This is a genomic window from Streptomyces sp. NBC_00091 (assembly GCF_026343185.1).
GTDB lineage: Bacteria > Actinomycetota > Actinomycetes > Streptomycetales > Streptomycetaceae > Streptomyces.
Window position 1 is genome coordinate 4,337,962 of the sequence record NZ_JAPEMA010000001.1, and the last position, 19,260, is coordinate 4,357,221.

Sequence of the window (19,260 nt, forward strand, 5' to 3'; positions counted from 1 at the left end):
GTCGCGCCCGTGACGATTAGTCGTGTGCGTGAAGCGGCTTGCCGGCCAGGGCCAGGTGGGCCTCGCCGAGGGCCTCGTTCTGGGTCGGGTGCGCGTGGATGAGCTGCGCGACCTCGGCCGGCAGGGCCTCCCAGTTGTAGATCAGCTGGGCTTCGCCGACCTGCTCGCCCATCCGGTCACCGACCATGTGGACGCCGACCACGGCACCGTCCTTGACCTGGACGAGCTTGATCTCGCCCGCGGTCTTGAGGATCTTGCTCTTGCCGTTGCCCGCCAGGTTGTACTTCAGGGCGACGACCTTGTCCGCACCGTAGATCTCCTTGGCCTTGGCCTCGGTGATGCCGACGGAGGCGACCTCGGGGTGGCAGTACGTGACGCGCGGGACACCGTCGTAGTCGATCGGGACGGTCTTGAGACCGGCCAGACGCTCGGCGACCAGGATGCCCTCGGCGAAGCCGACGTGCGCGAGCTGCAGGGTCGGGACGAGGTCGCCCACGGCCGAGATGGTCGGCACGTTGGTCTGCATGTACTCGTTGACCAGGACGTAGCCGCGGTCCATCGCGACGCCCTGCTCCTCGTAGCCCAGGCCCTGGGAGACCGGGCCGCGGCCGATGGCGACCAGCAGCACCTCGGCCTCGAAGGTCTTGCCGTCGGCGAGCGTGACGCGGACGCCGGACTCGGTGTATTCGGCCTTCTCGAAGAAGGTGCCGAGGTTGAACTTGATGCCGCGCTTGCGGAAGGCGCGCTCGAGGATCTTCGAGCTGTTCTCGTCCTCGACCGGGACGAGGTGCTTGAGGCCCTCGATGACGGTGACGTCGGTGCCGAAGGACTTCCACGCCGAGGCGAACTCGACGCCGATGACGCCGCCGCCCAGGATGATCGCGGACTGGGGCACGCGGTCCAGGACCAGGGCGTGGTCCGAGGAGATGATGCGGTTGCCGTCGATGTCCAGGCCCGGCAGCGACTTCGGCACGGAGCCGGTCGCCAGCAGGACGTGGCGGCCCTGGATGCGCTGGCCGTTGACGTCGACGGAAGTCGGGGAGGAGAGGCGGCCCTCACCCTCGATGTAGGTCACCTTGCGGGAGGCGACCAGCCCCTGCAGGCCCTTGTACAGGCCGGAGATGACCTCGTCCTTGTACTTGTGCACACCGGCGATGTCAACGCCCTCGAAAGAGGCCTTGATGCCGAACTGTCCGGCTTCGCGTGCCTGGTCGGCGATCTCACCGGCGTGCAGCAGAGCCTTCGTGGGGATGCAGCCGTTGTGCAGGCAGGTGCCGCCGAGCTTGTTCTTCTCGATCAGCGCAACGTCGAGACCCAGCTGGGATGCGCGGAGCGCCGCGGCGTAACCGCCACTGCCACCGCCGAGGATCACTAGGTCGAAAACGGTGCTGGCGTCGTTCGCCACGTCACGTCCTCCATGCATGTGCGCCGGGCACCGGTCCTCTGTGACCGGGCGGCGGCTGGTAATCGGCCGCTTGTTTCTTCGGCCCTGTGGTGGGGGCCCTGTCCTGCCGAGAACCCATCTTCGCATTTGTCGGGGGAACGCGGGACGCCGGGCCCCTGGTGTGCACCGTCGTTCTGCCCGAGATAGGGGTTACCCGTGCGTAGAAACCTACTGATTCTCGAGGTTTCTTCCAGAGCGAACGCGCCCCGGGACCTCGATCGGGGTCCCGGGGCGCGGTGTGCGTCACAGAGCGCGTCTCACGGGGTGATACGTGTGGCGCGGGTGCGACGGGGCGGGTACGTCAGCCCAGGTCACCGGTGGCGGTGCGCTCGGCCAGCCGCACCAGGGTGCGCACGGCGGAGCCGGTGCCGCCCTTGGGCGTGTAGCCGTACGGGGCGCCCTCGTGGAAGGCCGGGCCCGCGATGTCCAGGTGGGCCCAGGTGATGCCCTCGCCCACGAACTCCTGGAGGAAGAGGCCGGCCACCAGGCCGCCGCCCATCCGGACACCCATGTTGGCGATGTCGGCGGTGGGGGAGTCCATCGTCTTGCGCAGGTCCTCGGGGAGCGGCATCGGCCAGGAGGCCTCGCCGACCTCTTCCGCGATCTCGTGGATCGAGGTGCGGAAGGCGTCGTCGTTGGCCATGATCCCGAAGGTGCGGTCGCCCAGCGCCAGCACCATCGCGCCGGTCAGGGTGGCGACGTCGACGATCGCGTCCGGGTTGTCCTCGGAGGCCTTGGTCAGGGCGTCGCCCAGGACCAGGCGGCCCTCGGCGTCCGTGTTCAGGACCTCGACGGTCTTGCCGCTGTACATGCGCAGCACGTCACCGGGCTTGGTGGCGGAGCCGGACGGCATGTTCTCGGCGAGCGCGAGCCAGCCGGTGACGTTGACCTGGAGGCCCAGCTTGGCGGCGGCGATGACGGCGGCGAAGACGGCGGCGGCGCCGGACATGTCGCACTTCATCGTCTCGTTGTGGCCTGCCGGCTTCAGGGAGATGCCGCCCGAGTCGTAGGTGATGCCCTTGCCGACAAAGGCGAGGGTCTTCTCCGCCTTGGCGTGGGTGTAGGAGAGCTTCACCAGGCGCGGCGGGTTCTCGGAGCCCTTGCCGACGCCCATGATGCCGCCGTAGCCACCCTTGACCAGGGCCTTCTCGTCGAGGATCTGGACCTTGACGCCGTTCTCCTTCGCGGTCGCGGAGGCGACGGCGGCGAAGGCCTCGGGGGTGAGGTCGTTCGGCGGGGTGTTGATCAGGTCGCGGGCGACGTTGACCTCGGTGGCGACGACGATGGCGCGCTCGGCCGCGGCCTTGTGCTCCTTGTCGCGCGGCTTGGCGCCGAGCAGGGCCACCTCGGCCAGCGGCTGCTTGGGGCCGCCGTTCTTGGAGCCCTTCTTCTCGCCGCCCTGGTAGGCGGTGAAGGCGTACGCGCCCAGCAGTGCGCCCTCGGCGACGGCGGTGACGGCGGAGGCGTCGTCCAGGGGGAGGGCGAAGGCGGCCTTCTTGGAGCCGTGCAGGGCGCGGGCGGCGGAGCCGGCGGCGCGGCGCAGGGCCTCCTCGTCGAAGGACTCGTCCTGCTCCGGCGCGGTGCCCAGGCCGACGGCCAGCACGACCGGGGCCTTGAGGCCGTCCGGGGCGGGCAGCTTGGTGGTCTCGCCTTCGGCGCCGGTGGCGCCGAGCGAGTCGAGCACGGCGGCCAGCTTTCCGTCGAACGCCTTGTCAACGGCCTCGGCGCCTGCGGCGACGACGAGCCCCTTCGGGCCCTTTGCCACGCCGACCACGAGGGCGTCGGCGCGCAGCGTCGCCGCGCCGGCAGTGCTGAGAGTCAGAGCAGTCACGGTGGTGAAGTCTCGCTTCCGTTTGTGTTAGTGGGCGCTTGGGTCGCGTCGGGGTCACCGGCCGCTCCGCAGCGATCGTATTCGGGCCCGGTGGCCGCCGGAAATGAGCCTACGCGCAGGTACTCATCCGTACGTCACTCGAAGGTTTGTCAAGTTGTTCGATCAACGGGTCATCAGGTTCACCCATCTGTGGACTCTGCTCCAGGTTTGCCCTTTAGACCTGACGAGGTCCGAGAGACTCGAGTCGCTCTCGCAAGGGGACGCGGGGTCCTTTTGCATGATTTCCACAGAGCCTCCCCGGCCCGGCCGTCCGCCCAGGGCCGTTGCCGAGGGACGCCTGCGGGGGGAAAGGCCGAAATGGTCAACAAGAACCGGATGAACAGGGTCGCCGCGGCGATGGCCGCAGCAGCCCTGATGTCCGTGGCAGCACCCGCCGCGACCGCCCAGGCGGCGGTCGTGACACCGCGCATCGACCTGAAGGTGCTGGTCGTCGACGACGGCGGCAGCTCGGTCGGGGCGATCACCGCACAGCTCAAGGACACCGGGGTCCCGTTCACCCGCATCGACCTGGCCGCCGCCGGGCGCCCCGTCATCAACGCGGCGTTCCTCAGCGACACGGTCGACGGCCGGCCCCGGGCCAAGTTCCAGGGGGTCGTGCTGCCCAACGAGAACCCCTTCGGCGCCGGCTCCGCCGAGATGGCGGCGCTCACCGCGTACGAGACGACGTACGGGATCCGCCAGGTCGACGCCTACACCTGGGCCCACCCCGGGGTCGGACTCGAGTACACGGACAACGGCGGCTACAGCGGGCAGCTCGACGGCACCCAGGCCGCCGTCACGGCCGCCGGCAAGACGGGCCCCTTCGCCTACCTCGGAGGTCAGGTCACCTTCGAGGACAACTCCACCCTGGTCCCGGAGAGCTACGGGTTCATGGGCAAGCCGCGCCCCGGCTACACCAGCTACGTCGACGCGCCCGTCGCCGGCGGACGGGCCTCGCTGGTCGGCGAGTACACCCACGACGGACGCAGCGAACTGGTCGTCACCTTCGGCTACAACCAGCACCAGCAGCAGTTCCGGCTGCTGGCCCGCGGCATCGTCGAATGGCTCACCCAGGGCGTCCACCTCGGGCAGGAGCGCAACTACTTCGCGGTCCACGTAGACGACGTGTTCGCCCCGGACGCCCGCTGGAACAAGGAGCTCAACTGCACGCCCGGCGACTACGCCTGCGCGGGCGGCGAGGGCAAGGAGAGCACCATCCGGATGACCGCCGCCGACGCCCAGTACGCGGCGCAGTGGCAGACCTCCAAGAGCTTCAAGCTGGACATGCTCTTCAACGCGGGCGCCGGCGAGGAGTGGAAGGCCGAGAACGGCAACGCCGACGCGCTGACCGCCCAGCTCGTCGCCGACCGGGCCAAGTACCGCTGGATGAACCACACCTACACGCACCCCTTCCTCGGCTGCGTCCAGGACACCACCACCGTCCCCTGGACCTGCACGAAGAACGCCCAGGGCGCCATCAACTGGATGAGCCGCGCCGAGATCTCCGCCCAGATCCGCGACAACAACAACTGGGCCGCCTCCAAGGGCATCACCACCGACCGCACCGAACTCGTCACCGGCGAGCACTCCGGCCTCAAGACCCTCCCGCAGATGGCCCAGGACAACCCCAACCTGGCGGGCGCCCTCGCCGACAACGGGGTCAAGTGGGCGGGCAGCGACAACTCCCGCGAGCCCGCGCAGCGCGCGGTCGGCGCCGCCCTGACCGTCCCCCGCCACCCGATGAACGTGTACTACAACACGGGCACCAACGCGGAGATGGCCGACGAGTACAACTGGATCTACACCAGCCGCGCCGACGGCGGCAGCGGCGTCTGCGAGGACAACCCCGCGACCTCCACCTGCCTCCCGGCCCCGCTGAACACCGCCACCGGCTACGTGGACTACATCGTCCCGGCCGAGGCGCGGACCGCCCTGCGCCACGTACTGGCCAACGACCCGCGCCCGCACTACGTCCACCAGTCCAACCTCGCCGAGGACCGCACCCTGTACCCGGTGCTCAACCAGGTACTCGACACCTACCGCTCGCTCTACGCGCCCAGCGCGCCGATCGTCAACCCGAGCATGCGGGAGAGCGGCGTCGAGTTCCAGCGCCGGGCCGCCTGGGACAAGGCCATCGCCGCCGGCCAGGTCACCGCCTACAAGATCGGCAAGGACGTCGTCGTCAAGGCGCCCTCCGGCGTCGTAGCCCCCGTCACCGCGCCCAACGGGACGAAGAAGCAGATGCTGCTCGGCACCACCGACTTCGGCACCGCCTACGCCGGAGCCCGCAGTGCCTGGACGGCTCCCGAGCTGCTCCAGTCGGCGGTCACCCTCAAGCTCCTCTGACCCGCTCCCACCCGTCGTACGCCCCGAACAGCCCGTACGACCCGCAGCACTCGTAACACCCAGAGCCGGCGCTCCGCCAACGACCACGGGCGCCGGCCCCTTTTCCGTCCTGGGGGGACACACCGCATGAGCCGTGGGCGTCATGTCACCATGCTCACCGAAGGCACCTATCCGCACGTCCACGGGGGAGTCAGCACCTGGTGCGACCAACTGGTGCGCGGTATGCCGGAGGTCGACTTCAACGTCATAGCCCTGACCGGCTCCGGACGCGAGCCGGTCACCTGGGAACTGCCCCGCAACGTCTACCGGCACACCTCCGTCCCGCTCTGGGGCCCGACACCGCCCCGCACCCGCCGCCGGGCCCTGCGGGGCAAGGCCCACCGCCGCTTCACCGACACCTACGAAACCTTCCTGCTCTCCCTGATCGACGCCGAGCGCGGGGGATTCTCCGAGGCCCTGGGCGAACTCGCCGGCCTCGCCCGGGCCGGCCGGCTCGCCCCGGCCCTGCGCTCCGAATCGGTACTGCGCCTGCTGATGGACGTATGGACCCGCCCCGGCCTGCTCACCGCCGCCGCCCGGCCCACCATCCACGACGCGCTCACCGCCACCGACCTGCTGGAACACGCCCTGCGCCCGCTGTCGGTACGGATCCCGCCCGACTGCGTCGCCCACGCCGTCAGCAGCGGCCTCGCCACCCTCCCCGCCCTCGCCGCCAAACGCCTCGACGGAGTGCCCTTCCTCCTCACCGAGCACGGCATCTACCTGCGCGAGCGCTACCTCGGCTACCGCAGCGCCGCCCAGCGCTGGCCCGTCAAGGCCCTGATGCTGGGCTTCTACCGCGAGCTGAACTCCGAGGGCTACCGGCAGGCCGACCTGATCACCCCGTGCAACCAGTACAACCGCCGCTGGGAGGAACGCGGAGGCGCCGACTCCGAACGGATCCGCACCGTCTACAACGGCGTCGACCCGCACGCCTTCCCCGAAGCCGGCCCCGAACCCGAGGTCCCCACCCTCAGCTGGTGCGGCCGCATCGACCCGATCAAGGACCTCGAAACCCTGATCCGCGCCTACGCCTTCATGCGCGAGGAGCTGCCCGCCCTGCGCCTGCGCCTCTTCGGCCCCGTCCCGGCCGGCTGCGAGGAGTACAAGCTGCGCCTGGAGAAACTCGCCGCCGAGCTCGGCGTGGGCGACGGCATCTCGTACGAGGGCCGCATCGACCAGGTCGCCAAGGCCTACGCGGCGGGCTCCGTCGTCATGCTCTCCAGCATCAGCGAGGGCTTCCCCTTCAGCATCATCGAGGCCATGTCCTGCGGCCGCACCACCGTCTCCACCGACGTCGGAGGCGTCCGCGAGGCCGTCGGCGACACCGGCCTCGTCGTCCCGCCCCGCGAACCGGAAACCATGGCCCGCGCCACCCTCGCCCTGCTCCGCGACGACGAACGCCGCGCCGAACTCGGCCGGATGTCCCGCAAACGGGTCGTCGAGAAGTTCACCCTCCACCAGTCCGTCGACGGCTTCCGGCACATCTACCGGGGCCTCGCCGATGAGAAGCGTGCCGGCCAGCCCGCCGTGCCCCTCCACACCGGCGACGACTGGTCCCAGCGCCTCGCCGACCCCTGGCACAAGGACCCCTGGAACAAAGAACTCGCAGCCGACGGGAGCCTGTGGTGAGCGGATCCCTCTGGCTCAAGCCCCCCGGCCCGGAAGGCTCCTGGGTCCACATCGGCCACCCGGCCCCCACCGGCCGCACCGACACCCTGCCCGCCCTGCCCCGGCCCCGCGCCGCCGGGGCGGGCGCCCCGGCCGCCCCGGCCGCCGACCCCATGGACGAACTCGCCGAACGCCTCGACGTGTTCGTCGCGGCGGCCGTCCACCCCGACGAGATCGCCGCCATCCTCGAATCCGACGGGATGACCGACGAGTACATCCGGCTCACCTACGGCCGCCACGACTCCTTCGCCCTCGCCGAGGAGCTCTACACCCGCGTGCCCCGCTCCTTCCCGGAGCCCGACCGGCTCCCCGACCCCTGGAAGGTCTCCCTCACCGCCTGCCTGCTGCGCGGGCTGATCTTCGCCCTGCCCGGCCTCGCCTACGTCCTCGGCGCGCCCCTGCTGGAAGGCCCGCCGGACCGGCTCGGACTGCCCGCCGGCACCCTCACCCTGCTCGCCGGCGCCCTCATCGGCTGGGTCTGGGACCAGAGCCTGTCCCACCGCGCCTACTCCTGGCTCGGCCTCGGCGACCGGGCCGCCGCCGGGCGGACCCTGCTCGCCGGAGCCCCCGCCGGGGCACTGCTCGGCACCGCCGCCGCCTTCGCCGTCCCCGGCGGGCCGCCCTTCTCGTACGCCTTCGCCGCCGGCCAGGCCCTGTACGTCGGGGCCGCCACCGTACTGCTGGTGCTCGGCCGCGAGCGGGTGCTGCTCGCAGCCCTCGGCCCCATGGCCGTCGGGGCGGTCCTCGCGCTCTCCACCGGCCTGCCCGTACCGGTACGGGTCGCCCTGCTCGTGGTGTCCCTGGTCGCCGCCTGCGCCCTCGCCCTGCGGGAGCTGCCGCTGGCCGAAGGCGTACGGGCCGCGGTGCGCAGGATCCACCGCTGGGCGGAGCGCCACCCGGGCGAAGGCGGTCCGGTGCGCTGGCGGATGCTGCGCGGCGCCGAGGAGGAGCACACCCGGCGCGGGCCCCGGATCGGGGACTCGGTGCCCTACGGGGTGTTCGGCCTCGGCACCGGCCTGCTGGTGCTGTACGCCGCGCTGGGGGAGGTCCTCAGCGGAGGCCCCGCCGAGGCGGTCGCCGCCCCCTCCGCGGTGGCCCTCACCCTCAGCATGGGCCCCGCCGAATGGCTGCTCCACCGCTTCCGCAGCGGCAGCCTCGCCGGGCTCCGCGCGGCCCGCTCGCCCCGCGCGTTCCGGCGCCGGATGCTCCTCACCCTGGCCCGCTGCCTCGCCGTCTACCTGCTGGTGCTGCTCGCCCTGGGCGTCACCGGGACCGTGCTGTGGCCGCAGGCCCCGAGCCTGACCGGACTGCGCGTCGCCACCCTGCTGCTGCTCGGCGCCGTGATGTGGACCGGGCTGCTCCTGCAGTCCTTCGGCTCGGTCCGGCCCGCCGCGGTGGTCTGCGCCGGCGCGGCCTTCGCCCAGAGCCTGGCCCTGCTGGCCGGGATCGGGCAGCCGCGCCTGGTCCAGCTGGCGGTCGCCGCCACCGCCGCCACGGCCCTGACCGTGCTGGTCTGCCTGCTCCTCGGCCGGGCGACCGCACACCGCTGACCCGCCGCCGGCCCGCCCGCGCCCCGACCACCCGTGACCCCGTACGAGAAGACGAAGGACCCCATGCTGCTGGTGCCGCTCTACGAGCACCCCGCCGACCGGCCCGAGGAGTGGGAGCGGCTCATCCGCTCCGCCGGGCAGCTGCACTCGGTGGTGCTCAACCCCGACAGCGGGCCCGGCCAGGCCCCCGACGAGCGGTTCGCCGCCGTCTCCGCGCGACTGCGGGACGCCGGCGTGCCCGTCCTCGGGTACACCGACACCGACTACGGGCGGCGCCCGCACGCCGCCGTCGTCCAGGACCTGCTGCGCCACCGCGACTGGTACGGGGCCGACGGGTCCTTCCTCGACCAGGCCTCCGCCGACCCGGCCCTACTGCCCCACTACGGCCGGCTCGCCGTCGCCGCCCGGGCCGCGGGGGCCCGTACGCTCGTCCTGAACCACGGCGTCCACCCGCACCCCGGGTACGCCCGGCTCGCCGACCTGCTCGTCACCTTCGAGGGCCCCTGGGACGCCTACCGCGACGCCGCCTCCACACCGCCGCCGTGGACCGCCGACCATCCCGCGCAGCTGTTCTGCCACCTCGTCTACGCCGTCCCGCCGGACGCGCCCGCCGCCGAACTCGCGGCCCAGCGCCACGCCGGGGTGCACTGCGCGGTCCCCGGCACCGGAGCACACCCGTGGGGAACCCTCCCGTACGCGTTGGAGGCGTCCGGATGAAGCGTTTCACCACCGCCCTCGCCGGGGCCTGCGCCACCGCACTGCTGCTACTCACCGCCTGCACCGCCGAACCGGACGACGACGAGGCCCCCGGCCTCTGGCCCGCCCCGGTGCCGGGGGAGCGCTGGCAGCCCCGCCCCGGTACGGCCTGGCAGTGGCAGCTCACCGGAAGGCTGGACACCTCCGTCGACGTACCGGTGTACGACGTCGACGGGTTCACCACCGCCAAGGAGGAGGTCGCCGCGCTGAAGAAGGCCGGCCGCCGGACCATCTGCTACCTGTCCACCGGCGCCTGGGAGGACTTCCGGCCGGACGCGGACGCCTTCCCGAAGGCGCTGCTCGGCGAGGGCAACGGCTGGGAGGGGGAACGCTGGCTGGACATCCGGCAGACCGCCACCCTGGAGCCGCTGATCGCCAAACGCTTCGACATGTGCCGGGACAAGGGCTTCGACGCGGTCGAGCCCGACAACATGGACGCCTACCGCAACAAGTCCGGCTTCCCGCTGACCGCCGGGGACCAGCTGACGTACAACCGGCTCATCGCCCGCCTCGCCCACGAGCGGGGACTGGCCGTCGGACTCAAGAACGACCTCGACCAGATCCCGCAGCTGGTCGGCGAGTTCGACTTCGCGGTCAACGAGCAGTGCGCCCAGTACGACGAGTGCGAGGAGCTGACCCCCTTCATCAAGGCGGGCAAGGCCGTCTTCCACGTCGAGTACGAACTCCCCGCCTCCCGCTTCTGCAAGCAGTCCCGCCGCCTGAAGCTCAGCTCCCTGGAGAAGAAGCTCGAACTGGGCCCGTGGCGCAAGGCGTGCTGAAGGATCCGGGGGAGCTACTGAACTTGATTGGGTGATGTCGGGCCGTTGCACCTGACGGCCCGTAGGTCTAGTTCTGTGGCTGCGAGATACGCGCAGGGCGGCGGCTTGACTGAGCCCGAGAGGCTGGCCGAGTCAGCTGGGGTCACTGGGGTGGGCTGGGGTCGTGGTGGTTCCGTATCTCCCCCGCAGGGGGGAGGAACACCTTGTGCCCTGGGTGGATGCGCGGAGCACTTGTCCCTCGGCAGGGTAATGACATGCGTCGACGCACCGAATCCAGCATGTCGTACATCGGCCCGCCGCTGACCATCAGGCGGGCAGCGATTGCGGGCGCCATCGGCTGCCTTCCCTATGTGGCGATGAAGCTCTACTGGTCATGGGGCGGAACGGCGGGCAAGCCGGTGGGCATGAGTATCGCCGAGGAATTCACCAAGAACGGGGCTCCCCAGGTTCTTGTATGGCTGGAGGAACACGGGATCGACTTCACGGCCGTGGGTATCCTTCTGGGCATCACGCTCCTCGGAGCTCTCACCCGACCATGGGGTCAGATCTTCCCGCGCTGGGTACCCGGGCTGCGGGGACGGCGGGTCCCGCGATGGCTTCCCCTTGCACCCGGATGGGCCTCGGCGGTGGCCCTCACTCCCTACGGAGGCCTCGGCCTGGTGGTGATTGCGACCGGTGGGCTCTCCACGGCAAACTTGGCCGGTATGTCCCCGTGGGTCTTCATTATCGGCTTCGTTAACTTTTTCTCTATGGGATTGTCCCTCGGCGTATGCGCGTTGTCCTACCAGCGTCGGACCAAGTCGATAGTGCAGCACTGAATCGCCACCACACATTGCCGACGGCCAACCGGTGGTCAGATATCCATGGTCAGACCGGTTCCGGCGAGGCAGCCATCGACCAAGTGCGGCCGGTACTGGATCTGCTTGAGGCTTCGCTTCAACGGCCTTGGCCATCTGGTCGAGGTTTGCGGCAGCGAGGTTGCCGATGGTCCGTTTGACCAGGGCCCAGATGCCCTCCTGTGGGTTGAGGTCGGGTGCGTAGGAGGGCAGCTGGAAGACGGTCAGCCTGCGGCATCAGGTGCGCGCGGAGGTCGTCCCAGACCAGCACGAGCGGACCGGCGAGATGGATGTGCGCGCGGACGATCAGGTCACGGTAGTCCCGCCAGGTGAAGCCCTTCTTCTCGCCCTTGCGGCCCCGGTAGAGGCCCCACGGGCCGCCGCGGCGCTTTTACCTGCGGCCAGACCTCCTGCTTCCACAGCTCGACAGCCGCATCGTCACGCTCGATCGCCCGGCTGCTGCCACGACCACCCGTGCCGCTTCAGCAGCCGCCACGTGCCCTCCACCGTGTACGAGACGTGGAACAGCCGGCCGATCAGCGTCTTCACCCGAGCCAGAGTTCACCGCTGGTCCGGCCATCCGTGGGAGAGCGGCCCGCGCTCCAACTCCCGCTCCAGCCTCACCACTTGCTGTTTGCTTCCCGGTTCTTCTCCCCGCCTCCGAAGCGTTCCACGGCCTGCAGCCGGATCCGCTCCCGCGCGGCCCTCCCGACGTCGGTCAACCCGCCGTCCTGCGCGTATCTCACGGTCCAGGGCTACCGGAACCGGCCAGGAGCTGTCAGGCGAGCTCCGACATCACCCAATCAAGTTCAGTATCTCAACTCACGCGCTTGCCGGTGATCGCGCCACCAACTCCAGATAACCTGCACGACCAGAGTGAACGCAACCACGGCCGCGATGAACCGAACGGTGTGCCAGGTATTCAAGACAACTGCACTCTGCCCACGAGCCTCCCCGTCCAGCCGCATGGAAGTCTCGTAAAATGCGATGACCGGAATGAGAAGCCGAAAGAAGAGGCCGCCAAGTCCCGGAATCCGCGCCACGTTGCCGAGGAATCCGACAGGCGCCCCGAATGTAAACGCCAGCGTTCCCCACACCATGATTTTAGAGAGTGATCCTCCACTCGAGGTGTCGACCTCCATCCCGGCCGGAGTGGCGAGGCTGAGATCCTTGAACAGGTAGTAAGTGGTCACTCCGATGGCCAGTCCGAAAGGCGCAAGCAGAGCCGACTCGATTTTGGACCGGCGGAAATAACCCACCAGGAACGCATAACAGGCCCATGACCACCCGCCGTAGAGGACGGCGTTCACGACCACGCTTACAGGATTGTCCGACTTCTCGGAAATGGGGCCCAGCAGGCCGAGCACCAAGCCGACGCCGAGTGGCCCTGCCAGCGACGCGGTGCGAGCGAGCGCAAAGCTTGCGATTTCTCTTCTCCGTTCATTCCGAACCCAAGCCGGCACGCTACGCCCAGTCGCCGTCAGGGCTGGGGCGGGCATCAATGAGTGGCTGCGACCGGCCGTCGTACGAAACCGGCCAGGACGACGGTGCCTCAGCGTCAGGAACTCATGGCAGCTCGGTCGGACTCACTGCGCAGAACGCAGAATTCGTTACCTTCGGGATCGGCAAGGATTGCCCAGCCTGAACCATCGGGATTCCGGTGATCAGTGACAAAGGTGGCACCGAGGCCCAGTAGCCGGTCCACCTCCTGATCGCGCGAGGTCTCAGGGCGCAAACACAGATGGATCCGATTCTTGATCGTCTTGGCCTCGGGCACCTGGTTGAAGTACAGCACCGGGCCCTCCGCCAGCAGCACCTGAGTCTCCCGGTCGCCCGGTCTGACATCCGGATGCATCGGACGGTCCGTCACACTGCTCCAGAACCGGGCCAGCTCATAGGCATCCGCACAGTCAATCGCCACGTTCTGCAATACCGAAACCATGCGCCCCAGCCTTCCCGACTTCCACTCCAGACGCCACCGAGCTGCACTCATCGCTCGCGCACAGCGCCGGTCACGGCGCCGGGTCTCTCAGGACCTACATCTTCTGGCAGGTCACCTTTGCTCGGTGGTACGGGAAAGTGACGGTGTTGCCCTTCCAGCCAACGCTCCCCGGCGCAGGCCACCACCGCGAGCACCACCGGAACCCCCGCCACCGCGACGGATGCCCACTTCATCCAACGCTTCATCGCGGAGCTCCCCCAAGGTCTCCGACTTCCTGTAGCGAGCTGGACCCTACCTGAAGTTGATCAAGGACATGAGCCCAGCCAGATCACCTCGGCACGGACCAACCGGAAGACGTCCTCAGCGGCCGGCGGCCGTCTTGGGCTGGTCGAACGCGTACGGCGTGCCTCGTTCCCACAGTTCCTCGGCGTGGCCGGAGAAGCGGTCGAACATGCCCTCCTTGTTCTGTCGGCGCAGGTGGAACATGGGCGAGTCGTGTCCGATGACGCGAGCGAGGTGGGGCGTGACGAGGGCGTCGGAGTCGAAGAGGAACACGCTGAGGCCGACGTGGTTGGTGGCGTCTTCCGGGGCGCTGACGCGGACTTCCAGGCCGTCCAAGGGTCCGATCCGGTCCAGTTGTTCGAGGGTCATGCGGATGCGTGTGGAGACGGTCAGGGCCGCGTCCTCGATCGCCTCGCGCTGTCGAGTGGTCTCGCCGTTCGGGTCGCCCAGGAGGAAGCGGACGCGGCATCCGTTCCCGGCCTTCTTCCGAATGATCCCGGTGAAGTCGGGGATCATGGTCCAGAAGAAGTAGTTCGTGTACCCGGACAGCAGCATGTCGGTGGTCGTCTCCGCGACCAGCTTCGCCCACGTCGTGGAAGGGCACGCGGAGCGGTAAGGGTACGAGTGGACCAGCTCCTTGTCCTGCCCGACCTTCACGCGGCTGGTCACTGCTTCGGGCCAGATCATGCGCTCTTCAACTCCCAACACCCGAGCCACATCTGCACGGTTTCGAGCATGCGGCACCAGCGCGGGATCCGCTAACCAACGAGTGACCGTCTTCCCTGATACCCCCACCCGATCAGCCAGCTGATGTGGTCTCACACCGGCGTCGGCCATAGCTGAACTCAAAGCCGTGTTCAAGAGTCCTCCACTGGACATTTGGGCGTTCTCCAGGGGTGGGGTCGTGCTGACTCCGCCTGACCGATTCACCTCACTGGAACAGCTGGTGGCTGCTTTGGCCGTCGTGTGTTCGGACGAGCACGACCGGGCCCGCCGGGTATTCGGCGAGGGCTACGAACGGAGGTTGCCGATTCTCGGTGGTGGGGCCGCGATGCGAGCACGACGGCCTCTGGCCACGCCCGAGGCCGTGACTGGACCCAGTCAGGAACTAATCGACCGTGCTCGTGCTGGTTGGGAACGCTTCCTCGACACCTTCGAGGAGGCATCCGATGAGTGAGCAGTACGAGTACGTCCCGCACCGTCTCCTCAGCCGCCGGGTCCGCGACATCGCATCCGGCGCCGAAGGCGAGCTGATGGCCGTGATCAACGAAAACGTGTCGGACTCCGTCGCCTACGAGCGCTGGATGGAACTGGCCTACATCCGGGGTGCGTCCGGCCGAGAGTTCACCACCGCCGTCGCAAACGTCGAACCCGCCAATGACCAGCCCAAGATGGCCGTCGGACGCCAAACCATCGGCAGCGCGTAGCGATCTGACGCGCCTGGGCGCTCCGCAGGGGGCTCTGGTCAACATTTGGTGCGGGTGGCCGGGCCCCCGGTCCTGGGCCAGCCCATCAAGGTGCCCGGATGCCCGGCGGGCCGGTGCCCGGCTCCTCGACTGGACTGTGACGGGCCCGTCCCTTGCCCTTGGACCGGGCCGTTCTTTTGGGGGTTTCCCGGCAGTCTTCGTTTTTCCGGGGCGGGACGGTCTGTCAAGGGTGGCCGAAGGCCATCGCGAAGCGACGCGAACGAAGTGAGCGCCCTTGACCGGCCGGCCCGACACGGAAGGACGATGAGACTGACGGGAAACCCCCAAACCCTCCCTGAGACCGCCCAGGGGAGGCCGCCCCCCGCCCCCTCAAACCGGCAGGATCGCGTGTACCCGGAAGCCGCCCCCGTAACGCGGTCCCGCGAAGCAGGAGCCGCCCAGGGCGCCGGTGCGCTCGCGCATGCCGAGCAGTCCGTGGCCCCCGCCCGGATCGCCCTGCCCCGGCGCGGAGTCCGCCGAGTCGCCCCCGTCGTCCAGTACGGTCACCTCCACCGAGGCCCCCACCCGCACCACGCTGACCTCGGCCTGCGCGCCCGGGCCCGCGTGCTTGCGCACGTTGGTCAGTGCCTCCTGGATCACCCGGTACGCCGCCAGGTCCACGGCCGCGGGCAGCGCCGCCCCCTCCGGCCCCACCTGCACCGTCGCCCGCACCGGCAGCCCCGCGTGCCGGAAGGTGTCCAGCAGCTCGTCCAGTACGGCCAGCCCCGGCGCGGGCTCCGTCGGCGCCTCCGGGTCGCCGGACTGCCGCAGCAGCCCGACCGTGGCGCGCAGCTCGTTCAGCGCCGAACGGCTGGCGTCGCGTACGTGGGCCAGCGCCTCCTTCGCCTGGTCGGGCCGCTTGTCCATGACGTGCGCGGCCACCCCCGCCTGCACGTTGACCAGGGCGATGTGGTGCGCCACCACGTCGTGCAGGTCCCGGGCGATCCGCAGCCGCTCCTCGGCGACCCGCCGCCGGGCCTCCTCCTCACGGGTCCGCTCGGCCCGCTCGGCCCGTTCCCGTATGGCGTCGACGAAGGCCCGCCGGCTGCGCACCGCGTCCCCGGCCGCCGCGGCCATCCCGGTCCAGGCGAAGATCCCGATGTTCTCCTGCGCGTACCAGGGCATCGGACCGGCCAGCATGGCCACCCCGGTCAGCCCCGCCATCGTCAGCAGCCCGATCCGCCAGGTGGTCGGCCGGTCGGTGAGCGCGGCCACCGTGTACAGGGCGATCACCGCGCTCATGGCGACGGGCGCCCGCGGCTCCCCGGTGGTCAGCTCCAGCAGTGACAGCCCGCAGGTGACGGCGAGCACCGCGCGGGGCCGCCGGCGCCGCAGCACCAGGGCGGCCGCGCCGAGCAGCATCAGCAGCAGGGAGAACGGGTCGGGCGTGCGGGTCCCGAAGGTGGGCCCGTGCGGCCCGTGCGGGTCGGCGAAGGACCCGACGACCATGGAGACCAGCGCCCCGAAGGCGAGCACGGCGTCGGTGGCGAGCGGATGGGCCCGCATCCACTGCCGGGTGGGTGCGAAGGGCCCGAGGTCTGTCGTCACCCCGATACGGTACGGCCTACGTCCGGGCGGGCCCCGGCGGAGACGGCGGGGACGAGGACGGGGACGAGGACGGGGACGACGGCGGGGATGAGGACGGGGGAGCCGTCGGGGGAGCCGGCGGCCGGGGGCCCAGCGGGGCCCGGGAGCGGGCCGGCCCCCACCGGGCGCGGACCACGCACACCGCCATGACGGCGGCGATGGCCGCCAGGTGCTCCTTGCCGGCCAGGTTGTTCTTGACCAGCACCTCCCCGATCATCACCAGGATCACCACGGCCCCCGTGAGGTACGCCCGGTAGCGCCAGCAGACGTAGATCGCGAGGCCCACCACCGCGGCCGAGGGGCCGGTGTCGTTGACGATCCGGTCGGACACCGGCAGGCCGAAGGGGTGGTCGGGGCCCAGCGAGAGCCCGATCCGGGCGTAGGTGGTCCCGGCGAGCGTGGCCACGTAGCCGATCAGCAGGGTGCGCCACCAGCCGATGCAGATCTCCGCGATCCCGAAGACCAGCAGGATCTGCGCGAGCGCCCCCCACACGGGCAGGTCGAGGGCCGGTACGAACAGGGACAGCGGGGTCCGCAGCAGCGCGAGCCACAGGGGGTCGACGGCCTTGACGGAGCCCAGGTTCTGGACCGGCTGGAAACCCCAGGACGTGTTCTGGACGATCTGGAAGACGGAGGTCAGGCAGACCGCGCCGATGGTCATCGGTGCGGCCCGCCACTTGTCACGGACGAGCGCGTCGCGCACGGTCCGCAGCAGGGGACCCCACTCGCGGCGGGCGAACTGCCGGACCTCCGTCTTCCACGACGTCAACGAATCGTCTCCAGGTGTTTGCGGTGCAGCCACTTGGGCAGGCCGGGCGCCTCCAGGAAGCCCTCGGCCCTGCCCGCCGCGATACCGATCCGCAGCAGGTCGGAACTCTTCTCGAAGAGCATGAACCGCGGCTCCCAGATAGGGCGGTATTTGGCGTTGGCCCGGTAGAGGGACTCGATCTGCCACCAGCGGGAGAAGAAGCTCAGCAGCGAGCGCCACATGCGCAGCACCGGACCCGCGCCGAGCTTGGACCCCCGCTCGAAGACGGAACGGAACATCGCGAAGTTGAGCGAGACCTGTGTGACGCCGATCTCCTTGGAACGCTCCAGCAGTTCGATGACCATGAACTCCATCAGGCCGTTCTCGGAATCCCGGTCACGGCGCATCAGGTCCAGGGACAGGCCCTTGGGGCCCCACGGCACGAAGGACAGCACGGCGCGCAGGTCGCCCTTGCCGTCGGTGCACTCCAGCATCACGCACTGGCCGTCGTCCGGGTCGCCCAGACGGCCCAGCGCCATGGAGAAGCCGCGCTCGGTCGCGCCGTCGCGCCAGTCGTCGGCCCGCTCCAGGAGTACGGCCATCTCCTCGGCCGGGATGTCGGCGTGGCGGCGGATGCGGACCGTGTAGCCGGCCCGCTTGACCCGGTTGTAGGCCTGCCGGACGGTGCGCATGGCGCGGCCCTCCAGCGTGAACTCGTCGGTCTCCACGATGGCCTCGTCGCCCAGCTCCAGGGCGTCCAGGCCGTGCCGGGCGTAGATCTGCCCGGCCTCCTCGCTCGCGCCCATCACGGCCGGCACCCAGCCGTGCTCGCGGGCCTCGGCCAGCCACGGCTCGATCGCGCCCGGCCAGGCCTCGGGGTCGCCGATGGGGTCGCCGGAGGCCAGCGAGACCCCGCCGACGACGCGGTAGGTCACGGCGGCCTTGCCGGTCGGGGACCAGATCACGGACTTCTCGCGGCGCAGCGCGAAGTAGCCGAGCGAGTCGCGGTCGCCCTGCTTGGCGAGCAGCGCCCGCAGCCGCTCCTCGTCCTCGGGGGTGAGCGGGTCGACGGCGCGCCGCGAGCGGAACGCCGCGAACAGCACGGCGAGCAGCAGCAGCATCGACATCACGTTGATGAACACGTCCACCCAGGCGGGCGTGGTGATCGCGTTGTACACCTTGTCGTCGGGCGCCAGCGTGATCAGCCGCATCACGCCGTACCGCCAGCGCGTCAGGAAGGTGGCGTCGGCGCGGTCCGCGTCGGTGTTCGTGGCGCCGACCAGCAGGGCGGCGATCAGCGAGGTGAGGAGCAGGCCGACGGCGGCCACGGCGGTGGCGAGCTTCGGGTTGGAGCGGTCGCCCTTGGCGTAGAACTCGTGGCGGCCCAGCAGCAGGGCGCCGACGAAGGCGGCCGTCAGGCCGAGCGAGACCCAGTTCTGCGCGTGGTCGCGGAACTCCGGGTAGCACAGGCTCAGTTCGCCGCCCGTGCAGGGCGCGAAGGCGGCGACCGCGAAGGCCAGCAGCAGCATGCCGCCGACCACCAGGTTCAGGATCCAGGCGGCCCGCTTGCGGCGGCCCATCGTGACCGCGAGCAGCAGCGAGAACAGCCCGGAGGCGAACCCGGCCGTCAGCAGGTACGGGGTGTAGAAGTCGGCGGTGTTGTGCCGGCGCAGGTCCTGCCCGAGCGAGAGCCACACCGCGCTCAGGAAGTTCACGAAGGTGACGGACCGCAGGTACCAGACCGCGAAGGCGGCACCGCGCCGCGACCGGGGAGTGCCCCTGCGGGTCTCCGGTTTCGCGGCGGGTTCCCCTCCTTGCTCCTTCTTGCTGTTGGACCCCTTGCCGGAAGCCTGAGCGAGGCTCCGGTCGGTTTCTACGCTGGTCAAGCGGACCTCTCCCATGAAAAGCGATGATATGGGGCGTCACCGTCCGCAGCGCAGTGCG

16 protein-coding genes are annotated in these 19,260 nt (G+C 70.1%); 7 read left to right on the forward strand and 9 right to left on the reverse strand.

The features are described 5' to 3' along the window. Window positions 1–16: 16 nt before the first annotated feature. Window positions 17–1,405 (reverse strand): dihydrolipoyl dehydrogenase, encoded by a 1,389-nt coding sequence (gene lpdA / locus OOK34_RS20045; protein WP_267035234.1) that lies wholly within the window; start codon window positions 1,403–1,405, stop codon window positions 17–19. A gap of 340 nt (window positions 1,406–1,745) precedes the next feature. After that, the gene (locus tag OOK34_RS20050; RefSeq protein ID WP_267035235.1) at window positions 1,746–3,275 is read right to left on the reverse strand and encodes a leucyl aminopeptidase; all 1,530 of its coding nucleotides are present in this window, start codon (window positions 3,273–3,275) and stop codon (window positions 1,746–1,748) included. Window positions 3,276–3,632: 357 nt separating this feature from the next. Between OOK34_RS20050 and OOK34_RS20055 the strand changes: the two genes are divergently transcribed. The 6 genes from OOK34_RS20055 to OOK34_RS20080 all read left to right on the forward strand — a co-directional run bounded on the left by OOK34_RS20055 (window position 3,633) and on the right by OOK34_RS20080 (window position 11,273). Further along, entirely contained in the window at window positions 3,633–5,660 is a 2,028-nt protein-coding gene (locus tag OOK34_RS20055; protein ID WP_267035236.1) for a hypothetical protein, read from the forward strand. A 126-nt stretch (window positions 5,661–5,786) separates the two neighbouring features. Further along, window positions 5,787–7,331 (forward strand): GT4 family glycosyltransferase PelF, encoded by a 1,545-nt coding sequence (pelF, locus tag OOK34_RS20060; RefSeq protein WP_267035237.1) that lies wholly within the window; start codon window positions 5,787–5,789, stop codon window positions 7,329–7,331. Next, a complete protein-coding gene (locus OOK34_RS20065; protein WP_267035238.1) occupies window positions 7,328–8,920 on the forward strand; it encodes a hypothetical protein in 1,593 nt (530 codons plus the stop codon). Before pelF ends, OOK34_RS20065 begins: the two co-directional genes overlap by 4 nt. A 63-nt stretch (window positions 8,921–8,983) precedes the next feature. Continuing rightward, the gene (locus OOK34_RS20070) at window positions 8,984–9,637 is read left to right on the forward strand and encodes a spherulation-specific family 4 protein (RefSeq protein ID WP_267036829.1); all 654 of its coding nucleotides are present in this window, start codon (window positions 8,984–8,986) and stop codon (window positions 9,635–9,637) included. Beyond that, entirely contained in the window at window positions 9,634–10,455 is an 822-nt protein-coding gene (locus OOK34_RS20075; RefSeq protein ID WP_267035239.1) for an endo alpha-1,4 polygalactosaminidase, read from the forward strand. Before OOK34_RS20070 ends, OOK34_RS20075 begins: the two co-directional genes overlap by 4 nt. 254 nt (window positions 10,456–10,709) lie before the next feature. Next, window positions 10,710–11,273 (forward strand): hypothetical protein, encoded by a 564-nt coding sequence (locus tag OOK34_RS20080; protein ID WP_267035240.1) that lies wholly within the window; start codon window positions 10,710–10,712, stop codon window positions 11,271–11,273. Window positions 11,274–11,729: 456 nt separating this feature from the next. Here OOK34_RS20080 and OOK34_RS20085 read toward each other — a convergent pair whose 3' ends face one another. The 4 genes from OOK34_RS20085 to OOK34_RS20100 all read right to left on the reverse strand — a co-directional run bounded on the left by OOK34_RS20085 (window position 11,730) and on the right by OOK34_RS20100 (window position 14,184). Beyond that, a complete protein-coding gene (locus OOK34_RS20085) occupies window positions 11,730–11,840 on the reverse strand; it encodes a winged helix-turn-helix domain-containing protein (RefSeq protein ID WP_267035241.1) in 111 nt (36 codons plus the stop codon). A gap of 260 nt (window positions 11,841–12,100) precedes the next feature. Continuing rightward, complete coding sequence (locus tag OOK34_RS20090) at window positions 12,101–12,658, reverse strand: hypothetical protein (RefSeq protein ID WP_267035242.1); 558 nt, start codon at window positions 12,656–12,658, stop codon at window positions 12,101–12,103. Between the two features lie 191 nt (window positions 12,659–12,849). Continuing rightward, a complete protein-coding gene (locus OOK34_RS20095) occupies window positions 12,850–13,233 on the reverse strand; it encodes a VOC family protein (RefSeq protein ID WP_267035243.1) in 384 nt (127 codons plus the stop codon). A gap of 360 nt (window positions 13,234–13,593) precedes the next feature. Then, a complete protein-coding gene (locus tag OOK34_RS20100; RefSeq protein ID WP_323183442.1) occupies window positions 13,594–14,184 on the reverse strand; it encodes an XRE family transcriptional regulator in 591 nt (196 codons plus the stop codon). A gap of 500 nt (window positions 14,185–14,684) precedes the next feature. Between OOK34_RS20100 and OOK34_RS20105 the strand changes: the two genes are divergently transcribed. After that, the gene (locus tag OOK34_RS20105; RefSeq protein ID WP_267035245.1) at window positions 14,685–14,942 is read left to right on the forward strand and encodes a hypothetical protein; all 258 of its coding nucleotides are present in this window, start codon (window positions 14,685–14,687) and stop codon (window positions 14,940–14,942) included. A gap of 369 nt (window positions 14,943–15,311) precedes the next feature. Here the strand turns inward: OOK34_RS20105 and OOK34_RS20110 are convergent, their stop codons facing one another. Genes OOK34_RS20110 through OOK34_RS20120 form a run of 3 tightly spaced genes read right to left on the reverse strand, consistent with a single transcriptional unit; the run spans window position 15,312 to window position 19,217 of the window. Then, window positions 15,312–16,487, reverse strand: a complete 1,176-nt coding sequence (locus OOK34_RS20110) for a sensor histidine kinase (RefSeq protein ID WP_267036830.1) — start codon at window positions 16,485–16,487, stop codon at window positions 15,312–15,314. 58 nt (window positions 16,488–16,545) lie between these two features. Further along, window positions 16,546–17,337 carry a hypothetical protein gene (locus OOK34_RS20115; protein WP_267035246.1) on the reverse strand — a complete coding sequence of 264 codons (792 nt, stop codon included), beginning with the start codon at window positions 17,335–17,337 and terminating at the stop codon, window positions 16,546–16,548. Then, window positions 17,334–19,217, reverse strand: coding sequence for a phosphatidylglycerol lysyltransferase domain-containing protein (locus OOK34_RS20120; protein ID WP_267035247.1), 1,884 nt, complete (start codon window positions 19,215–19,217; stop codon window positions 17,334–17,336). The genes OOK34_RS20115 and OOK34_RS20120 overlap by 4 nt, the downstream gene beginning before the upstream one ends. Between the last annotated feature and the right edge of the window lie 43 nt (window positions 19,218–19,260).

Excerpts from the sequence above, each read along its gene's own strand:
- OOK34_RS20070 (WP_267036829.1), top strand. The coding sequence starts at position 8,984 with ATGCTGCTGGTGCCGCTCTACGAGCACCCCGCCGACCGGCCCGAGGAG.
- OOK34_RS20055 (WP_267035236.1), top strand. The coding sequence starts at position 3,633 with ATGGTCAACAAGAACCGGATGAACAGGGTCGCCGCGGCGATGGCCGCA.
- OOK34_RS20075 (WP_267035239.1), top strand. The coding sequence starts at position 9,634 with ATGAAGCGTTTCACCACCGCCCTCGCCGGGGCCTGCGCCACCGCACTG.
- pelF (WP_267035237.1), top strand. The coding sequence starts at position 5,787 with ATGAGCCGTGGGCGTCATGTCACCATGCTCACCGAAGGCACCTATCCG.
- OOK34_RS20110 (WP_267036830.1), bottom strand. The coding sequence starts at position 16,487 with ATGCGGGCCCATCCGCTCGCCACCGACGCCGTGCTCGCCTTCGGGGCG.
- OOK34_RS20120 (WP_267035247.1), bottom strand. The coding sequence starts at position 19,217 with ATGGGAGAGGTCCGCTTGACCAGCGTAGAAACCGACCGGAGCCTCGCT.
- OOK34_RS20095 (WP_267035243.1), bottom strand. The coding sequence starts at position 13,233 with ATGGTTTCGGTATTGCAGAACGTGGCGATTGACTGTGCGGATGCCTAT.
- OOK34_RS20105 (WP_267035245.1), top strand. The coding sequence starts at position 14,685 with ATGAGTGAGCAGTACGAGTACGTCCCGCACCGTCTCCTCAGCCGCCGG.
- OOK34_RS20080 (WP_267035240.1), top strand. The coding sequence starts at position 10,710 with ATGCGTCGACGCACCGAATCCAGCATGTCGTACATCGGCCCGCCGCTG.